The organism is Ramlibacter sp. bp-362 (assembly GCF_054956735.1).
Window position 1 is genome coordinate 155,928 of sequence record NZ_JBUDXE010000002.1, and the last position, 18,550, is coordinate 174,477.

The 18,550-nt window shown below is 71.5% G+C and carries 18 protein-coding genes; 7 read left to right on the forward strand and 11 right to left on the reverse strand.

The window, feature by feature from the left end:
- Positions 1-2 precede the first annotated feature (2 nt).
- Entirely contained in the window at positions 3-563 is a 561-nt protein-coding gene (locus ACY0MJ_RS03215; RefSeq protein ID WP_462636834.1) for a YaeQ family protein, read from the forward strand.
- Between the two features lie 98 nt (positions 564-661).
- Here ACY0MJ_RS03215 and ACY0MJ_RS03220 read toward each other — a convergent pair whose 3' ends face one another.
- Both ACY0MJ_RS03220 and ACY0MJ_RS03225 read right to left on the reverse strand, forming a co-directional pair.
- Positions 662-961 carry a putative signal transducing protein gene (locus tag ACY0MJ_RS03220; RefSeq protein ID WP_462636835.1) on the reverse strand — a complete coding sequence of 100 codons (300 nt, stop codon included), beginning with the start codon at positions 959-961 and terminating at the stop codon, positions 662-664.
- A gap of 2 nt (positions 962-963) precedes the next feature.
- Positions 964-1,401 carry a DUF3717 domain-containing protein gene (locus ACY0MJ_RS03225; RefSeq protein ID WP_462636836.1) on the reverse strand — a complete coding sequence of 146 codons (438 nt, stop codon included), beginning with the start codon at positions 1,399-1,401 and terminating at the stop codon, positions 964-966.
- 293 nt (positions 1,402-1,694) lie between these two features.
- On the opposite strand from ACY0MJ_RS03225, the gene ACY0MJ_RS03230 reads away from it, so the two are divergent.
- Genes ACY0MJ_RS03230 through ACY0MJ_RS03240 form a run of 3 tightly spaced genes read left to right on the forward strand, consistent with a single transcriptional unit; the run spans position 1,695 to position 3,197 of the window.
- Positions 1,695-2,378 carry a TerC family protein gene (locus ACY0MJ_RS03230; RefSeq protein ID WP_462636837.1) on the forward strand — a complete coding sequence of 228 codons (684 nt, stop codon included), beginning with the start codon at positions 1,695-1,697 and terminating at the stop codon, positions 2,376-2,378.
- Between the two features lie 21 nt (positions 2,379-2,399).
- Positions 2,400-2,804: a hypothetical protein gene (locus ACY0MJ_RS03235; protein ID WP_462636838.1), complete on the forward strand. Its 405-nt coding sequence runs from the start codon at positions 2,400-2,402 to the stop codon at positions 2,802-2,804.
- 36 nt (positions 2,805-2,840) lie between these two features.
- The gene (locus ACY0MJ_RS03240; RefSeq protein WP_462636839.1) at positions 2,841-3,197 is read left to right on the forward strand and encodes a phage holin family protein; all 357 of its coding nucleotides are present in this window, start codon (positions 2,841-2,843) and stop codon (positions 3,195-3,197) included.
- Here ACY0MJ_RS03240 and ACY0MJ_RS03245 read toward each other — a convergent pair.
- Complete coding sequence (locus tag ACY0MJ_RS03245; RefSeq protein ID WP_462636840.1) at positions 3,165-4,667, reverse strand: M48 family metalloprotease; 1,503 nt, start codon at positions 4,665-4,667, stop codon at positions 3,165-3,167. The genes ACY0MJ_RS03240 and ACY0MJ_RS03245 overlap by 33 nt on opposite strands.
- On the reverse strand, positions 4,664-5,464 hold the full coding sequence (gene tfpZ, locus ACY0MJ_RS03250) for a TfpX/TfpZ family type IV pilin accessory protein (RefSeq protein WP_462636841.1): 801 nt from the start codon (positions 5,462-5,464) through the stop codon (positions 4,664-4,666). The genes ACY0MJ_RS03245 and tfpZ overlap by 4 nt, the downstream gene beginning before the upstream one ends.
- Between tfpZ and moaC the strand changes: the two genes are divergently transcribed.
- Positions 5,463-5,951: a cyclic pyranopterin monophosphate synthase MoaC gene (gene moaC / locus ACY0MJ_RS03255; protein WP_462636842.1), complete on the forward strand. Its 489-nt coding sequence runs from the start codon at positions 5,463-5,465 to the stop codon at positions 5,949-5,951. The genes tfpZ and moaC overlap by 2 nt on opposite strands.
- Here moaC and ACY0MJ_RS03260 read toward each other — a convergent pair.
- Both ACY0MJ_RS03260 and ACY0MJ_RS03265 read right to left on the reverse strand, forming a co-directional pair.
- Positions 5,948-7,567: a PglL family O-oligosaccharyltransferase gene (locus tag ACY0MJ_RS03260; protein WP_462636843.1), complete on the reverse strand. Its 1,620-nt coding sequence runs from the start codon at positions 7,565-7,567 to the stop codon at positions 5,948-5,950. The genes moaC and ACY0MJ_RS03260 overlap by 4 nt on opposite strands.
- A 7-nt stretch (positions 7,568-7,574) precedes the next feature.
- On the reverse strand, positions 7,575-8,792 hold the full coding sequence (locus ACY0MJ_RS03265) for a glycosyltransferase (RefSeq protein ID WP_462636844.1): 1,218 nt from the start codon (positions 8,790-8,792) through the stop codon (positions 7,575-7,577).
- A gap of 48 nt (positions 8,793-8,840) precedes the next feature.
- On the opposite strand from ACY0MJ_RS03265, the gene ACY0MJ_RS03270 reads away from it, so the two are divergent.
- Positions 8,841-9,836, forward strand: a complete 996-nt coding sequence (locus tag ACY0MJ_RS03270) for a glycosyltransferase family 4 protein (RefSeq protein WP_462636845.1) — start codon at positions 8,841-8,843, stop codon at positions 9,834-9,836.
- Between the two features lie 171 nt (positions 9,837-10,007).
- Positions 10,008-12,104: an acyltransferase family protein gene (locus ACY0MJ_RS03275; protein WP_462636846.1), complete on the forward strand. Its 2,097-nt coding sequence runs from the start codon at positions 10,008-10,010 to the stop codon at positions 12,102-12,104.
- 21 nt (positions 12,105-12,125) lie between these two features.
- Here the strand turns inward: ACY0MJ_RS03275 and ACY0MJ_RS03280 are convergent, their stop codons facing one another.
- From ACY0MJ_RS03280 to ACY0MJ_RS03300, 5 genes are read right to left on the reverse strand one after another with little or no spacing between them, the layout of a single operon-like run.
- On the reverse strand, positions 12,126-13,124 hold the full coding sequence (locus ACY0MJ_RS03280) for a glycosyltransferase family 2 protein (protein ID WP_462636847.1): 999 nt from the start codon (positions 13,122-13,124) through the stop codon (positions 12,126-12,128).
- A 2-nt stretch (positions 13,125-13,126) separates the two neighbouring features.
- The gene (locus tag ACY0MJ_RS03285) at positions 13,127-14,884 is read right to left on the reverse strand and encodes an ATP-binding cassette domain-containing protein (RefSeq protein ID WP_462636848.1); all 1,758 of its coding nucleotides are present in this window, start codon (positions 14,882-14,884) and stop codon (positions 13,127-13,129) included.
- A gap of 48 nt (positions 14,885-14,932) precedes the next feature.
- The gene (locus ACY0MJ_RS03290) at positions 14,933-16,021 is read right to left on the reverse strand and encodes a hypothetical protein (RefSeq protein ID WP_462636849.1); all 1,089 of its coding nucleotides are present in this window, start codon (positions 16,019-16,021) and stop codon (positions 14,933-14,935) included.
- Entirely contained in the window at positions 16,018-17,334 is a 1,317-nt protein-coding gene (locus ACY0MJ_RS03295; protein WP_462636850.1) for a glycosyltransferase, read from the reverse strand. Before ACY0MJ_RS03295 ends, ACY0MJ_RS03290 begins: the two co-directional genes overlap by 4 nt.
- Positions 17,331-18,530 carry a glycosyltransferase gene (locus ACY0MJ_RS03300; RefSeq protein WP_462636851.1) on the reverse strand — a complete coding sequence of 400 codons (1,200 nt, stop codon included), beginning with the start codon at positions 18,528-18,530 and terminating at the stop codon, positions 17,331-17,333. The genes ACY0MJ_RS03295 and ACY0MJ_RS03300 overlap by 4 nt, the downstream gene beginning before the upstream one ends.
- Positions 18,531-18,550 lie beyond the last annotated feature (20 nt).

Here is an 18,550-nt window from a genome sequence, read left to right on the forward strand (position 1 = left end):
CCTTGGCCCTCAAGTCCACCGTCTTCAAGGCGCAGCTCGCCGTCGCCGACATCGACCACGGCTACTACGCCGACCACGCGCTGACGCTGGCGCGCCATCCGAGCGAGACCGACGAACGCATGATGGTGCGGCTGGCCGCGCTCGCCCTGCACGCGCACGAACTGCAGACCACCTGCGGCGGCGACGGCACGCTCGCCTTCGGCAAGGGCTTGTCGGACCCGGACGAGCCGGACGCCTGGCTGCGCGACTTCACCGGCGCCACGCGCCTGTGGATCGAGGTCGGCCAGCCCGACGACGTGGCGCTGGCCAAGGCCTGCCGGCAATCGGAGCAGGTCGCCGTCTACGCCTTCCACCACGCGGCCGAAGTGTGGTGGCGCGGGATCGAGAACAAGCTCACGCGGCTTTCCAACCTGTCGGTGTGGCGCATCCCGGCGGACGCGGCGCAGGCGCTCGCGCAGCTCGCCGAACGCTCGATGCAGTTGCAGGCGACGGTGCAGGAGGGGGCGTTGATGCTGGGGAACGGGCAGCGGCATGTCGATCTCGAGCCGGTGCGGTGGAAGTAGTTGCGGTGGGGTTCGCTGCGCTCACCGCCACCCTACGGGCGGCGGCGTCACTGTCCCCGTAGGGTGGCGGTGAGCCGCAGGCGAACCCCACCGCGGATTCACGGCATCGCGCGCCCGCAGTTCCAGCACGACTCGAACCCGCCCTCCACCAGTTCGCCGCAGGCGCAGCGCCAGCGCCGCTGCGGCAGGCTCAGCAATTCATCGAGCAGCGCGGTCGCCGCGGCGAATTGCTCCTCGTGCAGGACCCAGACTTCCGGCAGGCACTGGTCCGGCGGCAGTTCGCCGGCGGCGCTGGAGAGGAACTGCCGCTGCACGCTGGCGGCGATGCCGGCCTCGCGCAGCACGTCGGCCCAGAGGGTCGCGATAGCGAGGTTCGGCGCCTGCCGCACGCGGCGCACGGTCAGGTCTGCCGGTCCGCCGCGGCGGGGCCGGCCCGTTCGGCGGCGCGCTCGGCGTAGCGGTTGAAGCGCCACGCGTCGCCCTGCAGCGTGATGCGGCGCCAGGCCTGGCGCTTCTGCGCCGGCGTCATCTCGGTCCAGCGCTGCACCTCCTCGAAGCTGCGGCCGCAGCCCTTGCACTCGGCGTCGCCCTGGCTGGTGGAGCAGATGGCGATGCAGGGGGTGTCGGGCTGCGTGTCGAACCAGGCCTTCCAGGCGGCGTAGGCCGCGGCCGGGAAGCTCGCCTCGTCGGCCTCGTCCTCGCGGTAGTACACCATCAGCGCGTACACCTCGGCCAGGGCCCGCAGCTCCGGGGCGAGCGTCACGCCGTCGGGCGAGGGCTTGCGGGCGCGCCAGTGGTTGATGGCGGCTTCGATGTCGGTGATGTGGATGCCGGCCATGGCTCAGGCAAGGGTACTGCGGCGGGGGAGCGGTTGGGCATGATAGCCGCGCCGGGCTGCGCATCGGGCAGCCTTGTGTTCTAATCCTGCACAGCGAAGGGGAGTAGCTCCCATTTCGGCCCGTCGTCAATACGAAGCCTCGGCTTCCGGCGGGCCGGGCGCGGCGCCAGCCGCGCCGAGCAAGACCTTCGATCGGGCCCGGTGCGGCCCGGATCGAAGCCCCCTGCCGCTTTCCTGCCGCAAAGCTCCGATCCGTCGCGCCGGGCGCAACCCAGTCCGAACGGAGCTATTGCATGGAATTCCTCTCTGCCGCCTGGTGGTCCGCGCTGGCGGCCATCATCCTCATCGACCTGGTGCTCGCCGGCGACAACGCGATCGTGATCGCGCTGGCCGCGCGCAACCTGCCCCCCAACCTGCAACGCAAGGCCATCGTCTGGGGCACCGTCGGCGCCATCGCCGTGCGCTCGCTGATGACGATCGGCGTGGTCTGGCTGCTGAAGATCCCCGGCCTCATGGCGCTGGGCGGCGCCGGCCTGCTGTGGATCGCCTACCGCCTGATCGCCGAGGACGGCGGCAACGACGAGCACGGCCCCGTCGCCAGCACCTTCTGGGGCGCGATGCGGACCATCGTCGTGGCCGACGCGCTGATGGGCGTGGACAACGTGCTGGGCGTGGCGGGCGCCGCGCACGGCGCCATCGACCTGGTGGTGCTGGGCCTGCTGATCAGCGTGCCCATCGTCGTGTTCGGCAGCAGCATCGTGCTGAAGCTGGTGGAGCGCTTCCCCATCATCATCCAGCTGGGCGCCGCCGTGCTGGCCTTCACGGCCGCCAAGATGATCATCGGCGAGCCGCTGCTCGATGCCGTGTTCGACCCCCATGCAATCGCGCGCTGGAGCACGTATGCTGTGTGCATCGCCGGCGTGCTCGGCGCGGGCTGGCTGGCCAGCCGCGCGGCGCGCCGCACCGACGCCCGCTGACGCGGGCGAGCAGGAGGCCCCATGGAGAAGGTGATCGTGTACCTGGACGATCCCGCCTACGCCCGGCAGCGCATGCCGGGCGTGGCCGCGGGCCCCACCCACTGGGTGCTGGTCGCCTGCGCGCCGCGCATGACCCACCGCATCAGCAAGTGGGTGAGCCACTCGGCGCGCGAGAACTGGCGCGCCAAGTGGGCGGACAAGCTGTTCGACCAGGTGGTCCCCTCGCTGCGCGCGCGCGGCGACGCCGTGACGCCGGTGCTGGCGCGCGGGCCGCTGCCGGAGCTGACGCGCACGCTGATGGCCGAACACGGCGCCGTGCGCGTGCTGGACGTGCGCCGGCCCAAGCAGGAAGGCGCCGATGGCCGCTCCTGGTCGGCCGCCGCGATCGTGGGCCTCGGCACGCTGCTGCTGTTCTCCTTCGACTGACCGGCGGCGCAGGCGCGGATGCTATGCTCCGCGCCCATGCTGAAGCTGATCGCCCGGTGGCTGCTGAGCGCGTCCGCGCTGCTGTTCGTCGCCTACATCTACAGCGGGGTGCAGGTCACCAGCTTCCTGGCCGCGATGGGCGCGGCGCTGATCCTGGGGCTGCTGAACGCCGTGGTGCGGCCGGTGCTGGTGGTGCTCACGCTGCCGGTGACCGTGCTGACGCTGGGCCTGTTCCTCTTCGTCATCAACGCGCTCCTGTTCTGGGCCGCGGCGGGGCTGCTGGAAGGCTTCGGCGTGCGCAACTTCCTGGCCGCCCTGGTGGGCTCGCTGCTCTACACGGCGATCGGCGTGGTGATCGACTCAGCGCTCGAGCGCCTGTTCACGAAGAAGTGATTCGACCTGGCGGGCCCGGGTGTCGATGATCGACGCCTCGATGTGGTCGCCGCCGCCCGCGCCCTTGCGCACCAGTTCCTGCGCCGCCTTGAAGCGGTCGAGCGCCGCCGCGTAATCGAGCTGCGCCACCCGCGCCTCCGCTTCCGCGCGCACCGCGCGCAAGGACTGGCCCTGCGCCTGGTAGGCCGCGGACAGCAGCTGCCACGCGGCGGCGTCGCGCGGCTCGGTGGCCACGCGCGTCTGCAGGCGGGAAGCGGCCGCCGCGGCCTGGCCGGACTGGATCTGCGCCTGCGCCCCCAGCAGCAGCTCGGGGCGCGCCTTGCTCGCGAGGTCCAGCGACTTCAGCGCGCGCGCCGCATCGCCCTGGCCCAGGGCCAGTTCGGCCGCGAGCAGGCGCGCGAGGCGCTGCGCGGCGGCGTCGCCCGCCACCACGGTGTCGAGACGGGCGAGCAGGCGCGCGCTCGCGGCCGGGTCGCGCAGGCGCGCCGCCGCCAGCGCGGCCGCGTAGAGCACGCGCGCCTGCTGGGTGCGCGGCTGCGCCGCGAGGCCCGGCGCCTCGGCTTCGGCGACGGCGGCACGCAGCGCATCGACGGCGGAGTGCGACAGCACGCGCGCGCGCCCGGCCACCATCGCGTGCTCCAGCGTCGGCTGCACCGGCGCGTGCTCCGCCAGCTGCTGGCGCGATTGCATGTCCGCCGCCCGCTCGGTGGTCATCGGGTGGGTGCGCAGGTAGGGGAAGGCGCCGTTGTCGTTCAGGCGGGCGGCCTGCTGCAGCTTCTCGAACATGGTCACGAAGCCCTGCGGCGAGAAACCGGCGGCGGTCATCACGCCCAAGCCGATGCGGTCGGCCTCGCGTTCCATGTCGCGCGAGAAGTTCAGCTGCTGCTGCATGGCCAGGGCCGTGGTCCCGGAGACCACGGCGCCGGCCGCCTGCGGGTTCTTGCTGGCGGCGGCCACGCCGAGGATCATCGCGGCGATCATCCAGGGCGCCTGCTGCTTCTGCTGCGTCATCAGTCGCGAGATGTGCCGCTGCGTGACGTGGCTCAGTTCGTGCGCCAGCACCGAGGCGAGCTCGTCGCGGTTGGCCGTGACGCTGACCAGCCCGAGGTGCAGGCCCAGCCAGCCGCCCGGCAGGGCGAAGGCGTTGACCGTGCGGTCCTTGCCCAGCAGCACCTGCCAGGCGAAGCGGTCCTCGATCTCGGGCACCAGCTCGCCGCGCGCGCGGGCCGCGGCCAGCAGCGGCTGCCAGATGCCCTGCACGTATTCGACCAGCACCGGGTCGTCGATGTAGTCCGGGTCGCGGTACAGCTCGCGTGCGATGCGTTCGCCGAGCGCGCGCTCGGCGCTGCTGCTCATCTCGCTGCCGTCACCGAGCTGGGGCAGCTGCGCGCGCGCGGGCGCGACCGCCAGCGACAGCGCGAGGAAGGCGGCCCCGAGGGCCCGGCCCAGCGGCGGGAGGAACGACTTCAAAACGAATCCAGCGGGAGGTACCCGATCACTTCTGCCGTCGACGCGTCCAGCAGCACGGTCCAGGCCGTGGCCTTGCGCGCCAGCAAGGGCAAGTATGCCGCGCCCGCGGCCTCGTGGCCGCTCTGCCGCAGGACGGCGTCGATCTCTTCGGCCCGCTGCGGGAACCTCTTCTTCAGCTCCGTCACCGGCTTCGCGGCGCGCAACACCTCGGCCCGGCCGGCCTCGTAGCTTTGCCAGAGCTCCGGCCGCACCGACAGCGACAGGCCGCGCAGCGCGTCCAGCGTGTAGTCGCGCTGTTCGTCCGCGTTGCGGAAGGGACGCAGCGACAGCAGCGTGGGGCCGGTGAGCGGCGCGACCGCCAGGCCGGGGGGCGCCTTCGCCAGCAGCTCCGGCACCAGGTCGACCTTGTGGATGACGCGAAAGCGGTCGTACTCGAACACCATGTGCACGGGCCGCGCCTCCTGCACCGTCCACAGCCCGTAGGACAGGCCCGCGAGCTGCAGCAGCACCACCACCGCCAGGTCGCGCCGCAGTTCGGCGCGCGGCTTGGCGCGGTTGAAGATGGCGAAGGTGAGCAGCGGGCCGAGCACGATGTCCACGCTCACCACCAGCTGGAACAGCTCGCGGCCGCCCGAGATCTCGCGGTACGGCCACGGGTACCACACCGCGAACACCAGCAGCGCCGCACTGGCGGCGACCAGCACGCTCAGGCCCAGGTGGATGCCGGCGGCGCGCAGGCGGGTGCGCCAGGCGAAGCCGGTCGTATGATGGTCGAGGGAAACGGAAGGTTGTTGCATGAGTGGATTGACTCACTTCGACGGACAGGGCCAGGCCCACATGGTCGACGTCGCCGCCAAGGCGGCGACGCACCGCGTGGCCGTTGCGAGCGGCCGGATCCAGATGCTAGCGGACACCTTCGCGATCATCCAGAGCGGATCCGTGAAGAAGGGCGACGTGCTGGGGATTGCGCGCATCGCCGGCATCCAGGCCGCGAAGAAGACCAGCGACCTGATCCCCTTGTGCCATCCCCTCGCGCTCACGCGCGTCGCCGTGGACTTCGAGCTGCAGCCGGCGCAGGGCGCGGCCGCGGCGGCGGTCGTCTGCACGGCCGCCGTGGAGACCGTGGGCCCCACGGGCGTGGAGATGGAGGCCCTCACGGCCGTCAACGTCGCCTTGCTCACGATCTATGACATGTGCAAGGCCGTCGACCGCGGCATGACGATCACCGACGTGAAGCTGCGCGAGAAGCACGGGGGCAAGTCGGGCAGCTACGTCGCAGGCTAGCGCGCCGGCAGCGGCCGTTTCTGCGCCCGCCGCCAGGCATCGTAGTCGGCCGGGAAGGCGGCGCGGTAGCGGGCCAGCAGCAGAACCGCTTCGTCGTCGCGCCCCAGCAGCACCGCGCTTTCGATCGCGCGCTCGATGACGCGCGGCTCGGGCGAGTAGTGCAGGCTCGCGAGCGCCTGCGCGTGCATCCATGGCGCATTGGCGCGCGAGGGCGTGGCCAGCGTCAGCTCGGCGAAGCGGGCGGGGCCGGCGAAGAGCCAGGAGCGTTCGACGTGCTGCAAGGTGTCCTGCGCCCAGGCGGGCCGGCGCTGCTCCGGCGGCAGGTAGATCTGGCTCACGCGCGCGTAGTCCCAGGCGGCGTAGCCGGCGGCCGCGAGCAGCACGGCGGCGAAGCCGTAGACCGTGACGCGCTCGCGCGCCTGCGCAGGCGCGGAGGGTGCGGCGAGCCAGCCGAGCGTCGCGCCCAGCGCGATCTGGAAGGGGCCGTACCAGAGCGGATATTCCAGCAGCGAGTGCAGCACGACGAGCGCCAGCACGGCCCACGCGAGCTGGCGCTGCGCGTCGCTTTCACGCCAGGGCCGGCGCCGCAGCGCCCACGCCAGCGCGCCCGCGCACACCAGCACCGCGGCCGGCACCCCGAGCTCCACCGCGAGGTGCAGCGGCAGGCTGTGCGCGTTGTCCAGGATGTCGCAGAAGCGGGCGCCGTCGTACAGCGTCGCGAAGTGCGCGTAATCGAGCTCGCCCCAGCCCCAGCCCGCCAGCGGCTTCTGCGCGATGAGGTGCAGCACGTTGGACCAGAGCACCAGCCGGCTGCTGCACGGCGCGCCGCCGCCCATGCGTCCCCACAGCGTGCGCGCCGGCATGGCGCCGGTCGCGGCGTCGAGCAGCACGGGCAGCAGCACGGTGGCCGCGAAGTAGGCGAGCGCCGCGACGGCGCACAATGCCAGCCGTTCGCGCCGGCGTGGCCCGGCCCACGAAGCCGCCAGCAGCGTGAGCACGAAGCCTTGCAGCAGGCCCGTGCGCGAGACCGAGGCCGCGCTGCCGGCCGCGAGCAGCACCAGCAGGGCCGCGGCCGCCCAGCGGGGCAGGCGCAGGCCGCCGAACAGGAGCACCGCGGCGCCGATCCAGCAGAGCGTGGCGTACTGGTTCGGCTGGCGCAGGTTGGCGTAGGCCTCGCCGGCCTCGGCCCCGTTCACCCAGGGCGCGAACCAGGCCGAAATGCCGAAGTACTGGGCCAGGCCCATGAGGGCGCTGAGGGCCGCGGCCAGCAGCCAGCCCGCCTGCAGCGCCCGCGCGATGCCCTCATCGTGCGCGAGCCCGGCGCCGACCAGCACCAGCGCGAGGCCGCCGGCCAGCATCACCGTCTCCGGGCGCAGCGGCAGGTGCGACAGCGCGGCCCAGGCCACCAGCGCGACGCAGGACCAGAGCAGGCCGCGCGGCGGCACCGCGCGTTGCGGGCCCGCCGCGGCCGCGAGCCACAGCGCGAGCGCGCAGGCAGCGCTCACCAGCCAGGGCGTGACCGAGGGCGAGGGGCCGCGCGTGATCGGGTTGAGCCAGGGCAGCGCGGCGAGCAGGAGCGCGGGCAGGGCGCGCCAGGGGCCGGCGTTCGCGTTCACGGACCGGTCAGGCCTGCAGTGCCCGCGATGGCGCTTCCAGGCCCTCGGCCAGGCCCAGCGCCGCCTCGACGGAAGAGGGGTCTCGCCGCCACGCGGCCCATGCCCCTTCCAGCACGCGGCGGAAAGCCTGCTGGAACACCGGCTCGTCGAAGCGCTCGGCCCAGCGGCGGCAGTCGTGCGGATCGATGGCCGCGCCGTCGAAGGCTTCGACCGCGGCCTGCAAACTGGCCGGCGTCTGCTCGTCGAAGAGCAGGCCGGTGGGCCGCGTCTCGCTGCGCACGTCGCGCACGGTCTCGCGCGAGCCGCCCACGCCATAGGCGATGACCGGTGTGCCGCAGGCCTGGGCTTCCACCGGCGAGATGCCGAAGTCCTCGTGCGCGGCGAACAGGAAGGCGCGGGCGCTGCCCAGGTACTGCTGCACGGCCTCGTGCGGCTGGTATCCCAGCAGCTTGACGTTGGGCGGGCACACGGACCGCAGCCGCGCCGCCTCGGGACCGTCGCCGATCACCACCAGGCTGCGCGAAGGCATCGCGCGGAAGGCCTCCAGCATCAGGTCGATCCTCTTGTACGAGACCAGGCGCGACACGGTGACGTAGTGGTCGCCCTTGCGCTCCTCGAACGCGAACCGCCCGATCGCGACCGGCGGGTGCATCACCACCGAAGGGCGGCGATAGGCGCGCCAGATGCGCCTCTGCACGTGGCGCGAGTTGGCCAGGAACAGGTCGACGTTGTTCGCCGTCTGGCGGTCCCACTGGCGCAGGCGATGGAAGATGTAGCGGGCCAGCCCCCCCTTCGCGCCGCGATCCAGGCGGTAGTCCGCCAGGTAGTCGTGGTGCAGGTCCCAGGCATAGCGCATGGGCGAGTGGACGTAGCTCACGTGCAGCTGCTCGCCGGTGGTGAGCACGCCCTTGGCGAAGGCGTGGGAGCTGGAGACGATGACGTCGGCGCCGCGCAGGTCGTGCGTTTCGACGGCCAGCGGGGTCAGCGGCAGGTAGTTCCAGAATCGCGTTCGCGCTCCGGGCAGCCGCTGCAGGAAGGTCGTGTGGATCGGCACCCCGCCGAACCGGGCGCGGTGGTCGGGGGCGAGGAAGTCGATCGTGGCATGCAGCGCCTCGCCCGGGACGGCGCGCAGCATGGAGCAGGTCACGTCCTCGGAACCTCCCCAGTCGGTGAGCCACTCGTGCACGTAGTGGATCCGGGGATCCGCGAGCCCTGCTTGCGCCATCGGGGCCGATCGTATCAGCGGCACGGGAGCGAAGCTACACTGCGCGCGGTGCAGCCGCCCATCTTCTTCGACTCGCGCTGGAACGGGCCCCACGGCATCGGCCGCTTCGCGGAGGAGGTTCAACGGGGCGTCCCGGGCATCGTTCCGCTGCCCATCGCCGGGCCCAAGCTCTCGCCCTACGACCCGCTGGCCTGCACCCTGGCGCTGGCCCGGCTGCGCGAAGGCTGCTTCCTCTCCCCGGGCTTCAATCCGCCGCTGCGCAGCCCGATCCCCTTCGCATTCACCATCCACGACCTGGTGCACCTGCGCGTGCCGGCGGAGTCCTCGCCGCTGCGGCGCGCCTACTACGCCGGCGTGGTGCGGCCGGCCACGCGACGCGCGTGGCGCATCCTGACGGTGTCGGAGTACTCGCGGCGCGACATCGCCGAATGGTCCGGGATCGACCTCGCGCGGATCCACGTCGTGGGCAACGGCGTGTCCTCCGTCTTCCGGCCCGGGCCCGGGCGCGCCTCGCGCGATCGCTTCTTCCTGCACGTGGGCCGCCGCGCCGGCCACAAGAACATCCGCGGCCTGCTGCAGGCCTTCGCCCTCTCCGGCCTGGCCGGCGACTTCCGCATGGTGTTCACGGGCACGGCGGATGCGCCGACGCTGCGGCATGCGCGCGATGCGGGCGTCCTGGACCACGTCCGCTTCTCGGGCCCGGTCGACGACGGGGCGCTGCTGGACCTGTACCACCGCGGCACCGCCCTGGTGTTCCCGTCCGTGCACGAGGGCTTCGGCCTGCCGGTGGTGGAAGCGATGGCGACCGGCACGCCGGTGGTGACGTCCACCACCACGTCGCTGCCGGAGATCGCCGGCGCCGGCAACGCGCTGCTCGCCGATCCGTCGGACCCGGAGCAGATCGCCCAGGCGATGCGGCGGCTCGCCGGGGATGCGGAGCTCTGGTCCACGCTGGCGGCCCGCGGCCTCGCGCGGGCGCGGGAATTCACGTGGGAGCGGGTCTGCGCGCGGGTGGGGCGTGCGCTGGAGCTGCCGGGGCGCTGAAGGCGCCCTCTCGCCATCGGATCATCGGTCGATGGGGCCCGCAACTGACGGATGGTGCAGCCGTGCCGGCATTCGGCGCAGGCTGGCGACAGGGGCTCACTAGAATCGAATTCGTCCCCGCATCCGGATTCCCACGTGCGTGCGCGGCGCGGGAGCTTCCTCCCACTGCCCATGACCACGCTCGCCGACGCCGCCCTGGCCACACCGCTCCGGCCCGCAGCCGCGAACCGCGCGGCCGAGGGAATCCATCCGGCCTACCGTGCCGACATCGACGGACTGCGCGCCCTCGCGGTGGTGTCGGTCATCGTCTTCCACTTCTTCCCGTCGGCGCTGCCGGGCGGATTCGTCGGCGTCGACATCTTCTTCGTGATCTCGGGTTACCTGATCTCGCAGATCATCATCGGCGGCCTGGAGACCCACGCCTTCAGCGTGGCGGGCTTCTACACGCGGCGCGTGCGGCGCCTGTTCCCCGCACTGGTCCTTGTGCTCGCTGCATCGCTGGCGTTTGGATGGACGACCCTGTTCCGGGCCGAGTACGAGCAGCTCGGCGAGCACGCAGCCGCCGGGGCGGCCTTCCTCGCCAATTTCGCCTTCTGGAGGGAAAGCGGCTACTTCGACCAGGCGGCGATCGCCAAGCCCTTGCTGCACCTCTGGTCGCTGGGCGTCGAGGAACAGTTCTACATCTTCTGGCCCGTGGTGCTGGCGCTGGCCTGGCGGATGCGATGGAACCTGCTGCTCGTTGCCGCCGCGATCGCACTCGTGTCCTTCGGCGCCAATGTGTTCGCGAGCGCCACGGCGCCCCCGGCGGCGTTCTACTCGCCCTGGACGCGGTTCTGGGAGCTGATGATCGGCGCCACGCTGGCGTGCCGCGCGCCGCGTCTTCCCGCAAGCGCGGCGCGCCCTGCATGGCATGCGGCGGAGCGCCCGCGGCTCGCCTCGGCCGTGTCGATGGCCGGGATCGTGCTGGTCCTGCTGGGCATCGTGTTCGCGCGGGAGAAGGGGTTTCCCGGCTGGCAGGCGTTGCTGCCCACGGGCGGCGCCGCGCTCCTGATCGCGGCGGGGCCCGGCGCCGCGGTGAACCGCATGCTGCTGTCACGCCGGATCCTGGTCGCCATCGGCCTGATCAGCTATCCGTTGTACCTGTGGCATTGGCCGCTGCTCTCGTTCCCCAGGATCGTCCATGGCGAGCTCGGCCCGGGTCTGCGGGCGGTGCTGCTCGTGCTGGCCGTGATCCTCGCGGCGCTGACCCATGTCCTCGTCGAACGCCCGGTCAAGGCCGCGCGCAACCGAGGCGCGCAGGCCGCTGTGCTCGTGGCGCTGATGGCGGCGGTGGGGGGCTTCGGCTTGCTCGTGGCGGCGCAACGGGGGCTGGAGGAGCGAGCCGTGGTCCAGGCCAACGTCTCTCTCGATACGGCCCGCGCAGCCGGCTTCCCGCCGTTCGCGGTCGCCTGTCCCTTCGTGCCGTCGTCATCGAAGAACCTGTTCCAGTGCTTTGTGGATCGACGTGAGCCGCCTCGCTTCGCCTTGCTCGGCGACAGCAAGGCCGGGGCCCTGTTCGCCGGCGTCTTCCGCACCTCCGCGCCGGGGGGATACTGGATGATGATCGCATCGGGAGACAGTGGCCCGCTGGTGCCGGTCTTGAGCGACAGCCCGGTCTACGCGTACGTGAACGGGAATGCGGTGGATACGGCGGTGCGCACGCTGGAAGCCGCGAACTCGGTGGAGACCGTGGTCATCGCCACCGCCGCGCGCGCGCTGTTCCACCTGGGGAGCGACCACTCCATCGCCGACCTGCCCGCGAGCCGCAACGGCAAGGTGGCGCTGGACGGCCTCGATGCGACCGTGTCGCGGCTCGTCGCGGCAGGCAAGCAGGTGGTGCTGGTGGTCGACAACCCCACGCTGCCGCATCCCGAAGACTGCGTCGAGCGCAAGACGGCCTCGGCGCTCGTCGACGCGTTGCTGGCTGCGCCGCCCAATCCGGCCTGCTCGATCGCCGTGGCAAAGCACCTGGAGCTCTCGCGGCCTTATCGGGAACTGCTGGAGGAGGTGCGGAGGCGCCACCCCGGCCGGGTCGCATTGTTCGACACGCTCCCGGACCTCTGCGACCAGTCCACACAGACCTGCGCGGCCACCCTGGACGGACAGTTCCTGTACGGCGTGACCGACCATGTGTCCGCGGCCGCCGCGCGCAAGCTCGGGATAGCTCTCAACCGGCAGTTGCGGTCCCTGCCAGTGCTGCAGGCACCGGGTCGCGATACGGCGAACTGATGAGGGATCGCCGATCTCCCATCATCGTCCTTCGTCCCGGCGCAGCCACTGCCCGGGCGCGAACATCAGCTTCAGCACCAGCGCCGCGCGCGCCGACTCTCCGTGCAGCAACCGGTCCAGCACCACCAGCGCCAGGCTGGACCAGACCACCGGCAGGCAGTGCGGCCAGAACTTGCCGGTGATCCGCAGCCGGTTCACGACGCCGTAGTGCTCCGACAGCAGGGACTTGTTCCGCACGCCGCCGCGCGACCCGGTGCTCGCGCCTTCCTTGTGCCGCAAGCGGCTCCTGAGCGCCACGAGAGGCCGGTAGCCCTGGCGGCGCCCGCGCTCGGCCCAGTCCATTTCCTCGCAGTAGAGGAAGTAGCCGGCATCGAGCAGGCCGACCTGGTCCAGGTATGCGGTGCTGACGTACATGGACGCACCGACGGGATAGTCCAGGGCCCGGGACACCTCGCTCCCATCGCTGGGCAGGCCCTTGTCGTGCCAGCCCACCCCCAGCCAGCGTCGGTAGATGCCGGCCACCGCCTGGATGCGGTCCGGCTCGTCCCATTCGAGCAGCACCGACCCGCAGATGCCGGCGTCCGGCACGCTGGCGTGCGCCGCCACCAGCGCGTCGAGCGCGCCGGGCTGCGCCTGCACGTCGTTGTTCAGGAGCCAGAAGCCGCGCGGACTCCATCGCTCCCGCGCCCACCGGATCCCCGCATTGAGGGCGCCGGCGTAGCCCAGGTTGCGCGGCAGGGGCAGCAGGTGCGCCGACCGCACACCTTCGCCCGGCTCGGGATTCGCGAAGCCCGGCGCCCCGGCTGCGGCCGGCCACCCTGGCAGCCGCTCGCGCAGGTAGCGTTCGAGCTCGGGCACGGATCCGTCGTCCGAGGCGTTGTCGCAAACGATGACGCGCATCGGCGTGCCGCCGAGTGCGAGCAGGCTCTCCAGGCAGACGAGGGTGTCGCGCCAGCCGTTCCAGTTGACGACGACGGTGCAGATGGCGTGCGGATCGGAGACGCCGTCGGCGGGCCGCATGATCAGGCTTCTGCCATGTCCGGTTCCGGACCGCCGAGCGCGGAGAGCGACAGCTCCCGGGCTGCGAGCGGGACGAGGCGGCCTTCGGCCAGCTCCCAGACCGCGTCGGCCGCCAGGAGGGGCGCCGACCGGTGCGACACCACCACGATGCCGGTGGTCGACGCGAGCTCCTTGAAGGTGGAGAGCAACTGCTGTTCGGTCTCGGCGTCCAGCGCCGCCGTCGGCTCGTCGAGCAGCAGGTAGTCGCAATCCATGTAGAGCGCCCGTGCCAGGGCGAGCCGCTGGATCTGCCCGCCCGACAGCCCCTGGTGCGAGCCGAGCGGGAAGTCGAGCTGGCCCGGCAGCGCGCGCACCACGTCGTCCAGGTGCGCGCGCGCGAGGGCGTGCCACACGGCCCCGTCATCGATCGCCTCGGGTGCCAGGCCGAAGGCCACGTTGGCGCGGATGGTGTCGGGGAAGACGGCAGGCTGCTGCCCCGCATAGGCCACGCGGCCGACGAGCGCCTGCTTGTGCGCGATGCGCTCGCCGTCCAGTTCCACCTCGCCCGACGTCGGCGTGCGCAGTCCCGCCATGATCTCCAGCAGCGTGCTCTTGCCCGCGCCCGACCGGCCCTTCACGGCGATCAGCGCACGGCGCGGCAACTCGAAGTCCACCCCCTGCAGCACCGGCTTGCCCGGGGTGTAGGCGTATGTCACGCCGGTCAGGCGCAGGGCGCCCTCGGCCACGCCGCTGCGGCCGCGCCCCCCGGGAGGCGGCGCAGCCGGGCTCGCCAGCACATTCGCGACACGGTCGACGATGGCGCTGGCGAAGCGCATCGCCTGCACGCTGCCGACCACGCGGTTGATTCCCAGCAGCAGGCGGAAGCCCGCCACGCCGAACACCCCGATGCTCACGACCAGCGTCGGCTCCAGTCCGGACTGGACGCGCAGGTACACCACCACCAGCAGGGCCCCTACCAGCGTGACTTCCAGCGCGAAGCGCGGCGCGGCGGAGAGCAGCTGGAACCCGCGATAGGTCGTCCCGAGCCGCGCCAGCTGGCGTTCCATGTGGGCCACCGCGCGGGGCCCGGCCGCATAGATGTACATCTCGCGCAGGTGCCCGAAGATCCCGGAGAGCAGGCGCAGGCGCTCGTCCTCCAGCTGGTGCCGGTCCCGCCCCAGCCGCAACACGAGCCGCCGGCTCACCAGCACGAGCGCGCCGGCGACAATGCAGAGCGTCGCCAGCATCCCGGCGGAGAACAGCGGCTGCGTCAGCAGCAGGAACAGCACCAGGGCCGTCATCAGCGTCCCTTCGGCCAGCAGCGTGAGTCCCGGCAGCAGCACGTTCTGCGACAGCGCACCCATGCCGCCCATCACCAGATTGGTGTTGGCGCTGCCGTCCGCCCGGCTGGTCAGCTCGTAGTCCTGCTTCAGGATCGCCGCCAGCGCCTTCGCGCTGAAATGGGACTGCACACCGAACGCCAGCCGCGCCTCCAGCCACGCCAGTCCCGCCATCAGCACGTTCTTGCCCACGTACACCGCGCCGCAGGCGACCGTGACCGCGCGCAGGTCCGCGCCGCCCGCCGTCCCCGCCATCTCGGTGAGCCAGAAGCCGGCGGGCATGGCGCCTCCCTGCGTGATGCGCAGCAGCACGATGCCGAACAGCGCCAGGCCCAGGACCTCCAGCACGGCGGCAGCCAGGTTGCCGAGGATCAGGGCGACGGCACCGAGACGATGGAGCGGAGCCAGGTGGCGCCAGAGCAGCAGGTACTGTCGATTCATGCCTTGGGTGGGGTTCGATGCGGCAAGGGGCAGGGCACGGGCATGTCTTCAGGAACGGCCCATGAAGATGTCTGCGCCCCAGGCGTTCCCGAGGCTCTTGCGCATGCGGTTCGGTGAAAGAGCGGCGCCGACGGAGGGCGGCGTCCGGCACGCGACGCCGACGGCGGACAGCACCGGAGCCCAGAACTGCGGCAGGTGGACGGCCGGCCGGATCTGGAGGTATTCGGTCCCGGTGAAACCGTCTTCCGAAAACACATACGGGTACGGAGCGAAATGCTCGCCCACCTTGCCGAAATAGCGCGCCTCGATGGAGGTGCTGGAAGTGATGCTGTAGACGTGCGAAATGCCATTCTGCGACACCAGATGGTAGAAGTTCGCATCCGTCTCCACCATGTTCGGAAACAGGCGCTTCAGCAACCTGGTCGGATTGCTGCGGGCCGAGGGATGCGGCTTCACCAGGATGCGCTCGTGCCGCGCGGCCATGGCCGCGAAGGACTCGAGGAAATTCGTCGGCTGCATCAGCGTGCCGTCGCGGATCAGCACCTTGTCGTCACCCGTCTGGCAGGCGAACAGGGCCCAGTCGTCGGCCTCGGCGCAGGCAGGCGGGGGCGACAGGCGAGCCAAGGTGGCGAGGGCCAGGCCCGCGCCGATCCGGATCTCGTCCTCCTTCAGGACCCATGCGCGCAGGGCGGTTGCGAGCTCCGCGACGTTGCTGCGGATGCCGAAGGCGATGTCGTCCAGGAAACGCACCGGATGGATCGTCACGTCGACATACGGGATGCCGAGCGAAGCCAGCCCGCTCCGGATGATCTCCGGGAGCTCAAACGACAGCACCAGTGCGTCCTCGAATGCGCTGCCGATGCAGGCCAGGTCGCCCTCCGAGGGCGTGCGCCCGTAGAGCTCCACCCAGTTGCGCAGGCACGGGTCGCATCCGTTCGCGCGATAGAACTCGAACGCCGGATTGCCCGGGACGCGCTCGTGCAGCAGCGCCTCCAGCGGCAGATCGGTCAGCATGCCGAGCGCCGGCTGCACGAGCCGGTGCAGCCACCGGATGTTGACGTTCTGCGACTCGGTGCCGCTCGCGCTCACGCGCAGGATGTCTCCCGTCACGACGATCCGCTGGATGGAAGTGTTCATCTGCGAGAAGGGCTTGCGTGACCGGACCTGCGCAGGATCCTGCCCAGTTCCGTCACCTGTTCGGCATTCCAGCACCTGGCGTCCTCGAACGCGAGACGCCCCGCCTGCCGGCGCCGGCCGGCGTCCTGCAGAAGCCGGACGATCGCCGAAGCGAATCCTGCATGGTCGGCATCCGGAATGGCAAGGATGCCACGGCGGTACGCCTCCGGCAGCCCGCGGACGCCGGTCGCGGTCGACACGGTGGGCACGCCGGCAGCCATGGCCTCCAGCAGCTTGATGTTGATCCCCGTGCCGACGAGGACGGGGTTGACCGCGAGCGGCGCGCTGGCGAATGCGGCCCTGGCATCCTCGACCCACCCCAGCCTGGTCACGTTCGGCCGGTCCGGGACATGGGCGCAGATCGCACCCGCGAGCCGCAGGTCGAAATCGGGAAGTTCGCGCACGACGCGCGGCAGCACGTTCTGGAGGAAGCTGTTCACGGCGTGCCGGTTCGCCGAATTGTCGGAAGCGATGAAAACCGCGGCGTTGCCGGTGCCGCACGCCACCGGCGCGTCGCCCGGGTCCACGATGTGGCTGATCACGGCGATCTCGGGAGCGGGTTGTCCCGGCTCGGACGCAAGCTGCCTGGCAAAGCTGCGAGCCTCTTCCGGCTGGATGGCCAGCACGACGTCGGCGCGGCGGAAACCGGCGTTCTCGTCGCCAGGCCTCAGGGAGACCCAGTAGTCGGCGACGCCCCGGGCGAGGTAGGAGCGATGCCTGTCGGCGAAGGCGTCATGCGTGTCGAGCAGCCGCAGCGAAGACGGTGGGAAGCAATCGAACACCCATGAATTGAACACGTATTCGACGATGACGACGTCCACGTCCCTTCCGATCGCGGCGAGCTGCGCGGCACATTCCGGGGTGCGGGAGCGATCCAGCGGCGCATAGTAGGCCCCCTCGAGCCCAGCCAGCCGCCTGGACGCATAGCCAGCCCTGACGAACTGCCGCAAGGTCCAGCCGCCCCACCGATGCTGGTGCATGCGGCGCGCGGTCCGCTGCAGCCCGGTGCGGATCTGCCGAAGCGTCCACTTGCCCGGCCAGTTGCGGCTTTCCGATCCGTCATCCTGCGTGCCAGGGGCGAGCCTGACGTAGCCCTCCTTGCCGAAGGCCGCCAGGTGCGCCGCATCGTCGACGAACTCGTCTCCCGCGGGCAGCAGCACGAAGGTCAGCTCGTGCCCCAGCTGCTGCACCGCGCGCGCGAGCTGCCGGATGCGGCTGCGGTTGCCCGCGCTGGCCGGGAATGCCGGGAAACTGGTGACCAGCGCGACCTTCACCGTTCCACGGTGCCGAGGCACCGGCCCAGTTCGGCCAGCTGCTCGCGATGCCAGCGATGGGCATCCTCGAGCGCGGCGCGGCCCAAGTCTTGGCGCAGGCCCGCATCCCGCGCGAGCCGGACGATGGCGTCCGCAAAGCCTGGCGCATCGTCGTCGGCCACGGCGACGATGCCCCTGCGATAGGACGGCGGCAGGCCGCGCAGGCCGGTGGTCGTGGAGACCGTCGCCACCCCCGACGCCATGGCGTCGAGCAGCTTGATGTTGATGCCGGTCCCCAGCACGACCGGGTTGACGGACAGCGGCGAGCGCGCGAACACCTCGTGCACGTCGCCGACCCATCCGAGCCGGGTGACGTTCGGCATGTCCGGCACGGCCTTGCAGATGGATCCTGCGAGTCTCAGGTCGAAGGCCGGGATCTCGCGCACCACCCGCGGGAGGACGTGCCCGAGGAATGCGCCGATCGCATGGCGGTTGGCGGAATTGTCCGAGGCCAGGAAAGTCGCCGACGCGTCGACTCCGTAGTCCACCCGGCCCGCGCGGAGCTCGAGCAGGTGGCTGACGACGGCCACTTCGGGGTCGCCGCCCTTCGGGTCGCCGGCCAGCTGGCGCCGGAACCGCTCCGCCTCGTCCTGCTGGATGGCCAGGAGCACGTGCGCGCGGCGGAAGCCTTCGTTCTCGCTTTGCGGGCGCAGGGAGATCCAGTAGTCCGTCACGCCCCGCGCGATGTAGTCCTTGTGCCGGTTGCCGAAGGCATCGTGGGTGTCGAGCACGCGCCGCGCCACACCGGGGAAGGCCTGGAAGGCCCAGGAGTCGAGCACGTACTCCACGACCACCGCATCGGCGCGGAGATCCAGTCGCGACAGCTCGGCGAGGGCACGCCGGTCGCAGAGGCGATCGAGCGGCGAGTAATAGGCCGCCTCGACGCCGGCCGCCCTCAGGATCCGCTTGACGCCGCCCTTGGCCACGTCCCGCATCCAGCGGGCGAGCCAGCTGCCCTGCCCGACGCGGATGAAGTTCCCCTTGCCGAAAGCAGCCTCGTGCGCGGCGTCGTCCGAGGCTTCCCATTTCGACGCGAGCAGCACGAAGCGCAGCTCGTGCCCCAGCCCCTGGATCGCCTGCGCGAGCTGCCGGATGCGGCTGCGATTCCCGGCCGTGGACGGGAACGCCGGGAACCTGGAGACGAGGACGACCTTCATGGCTGGCCGCCCCGTACAGG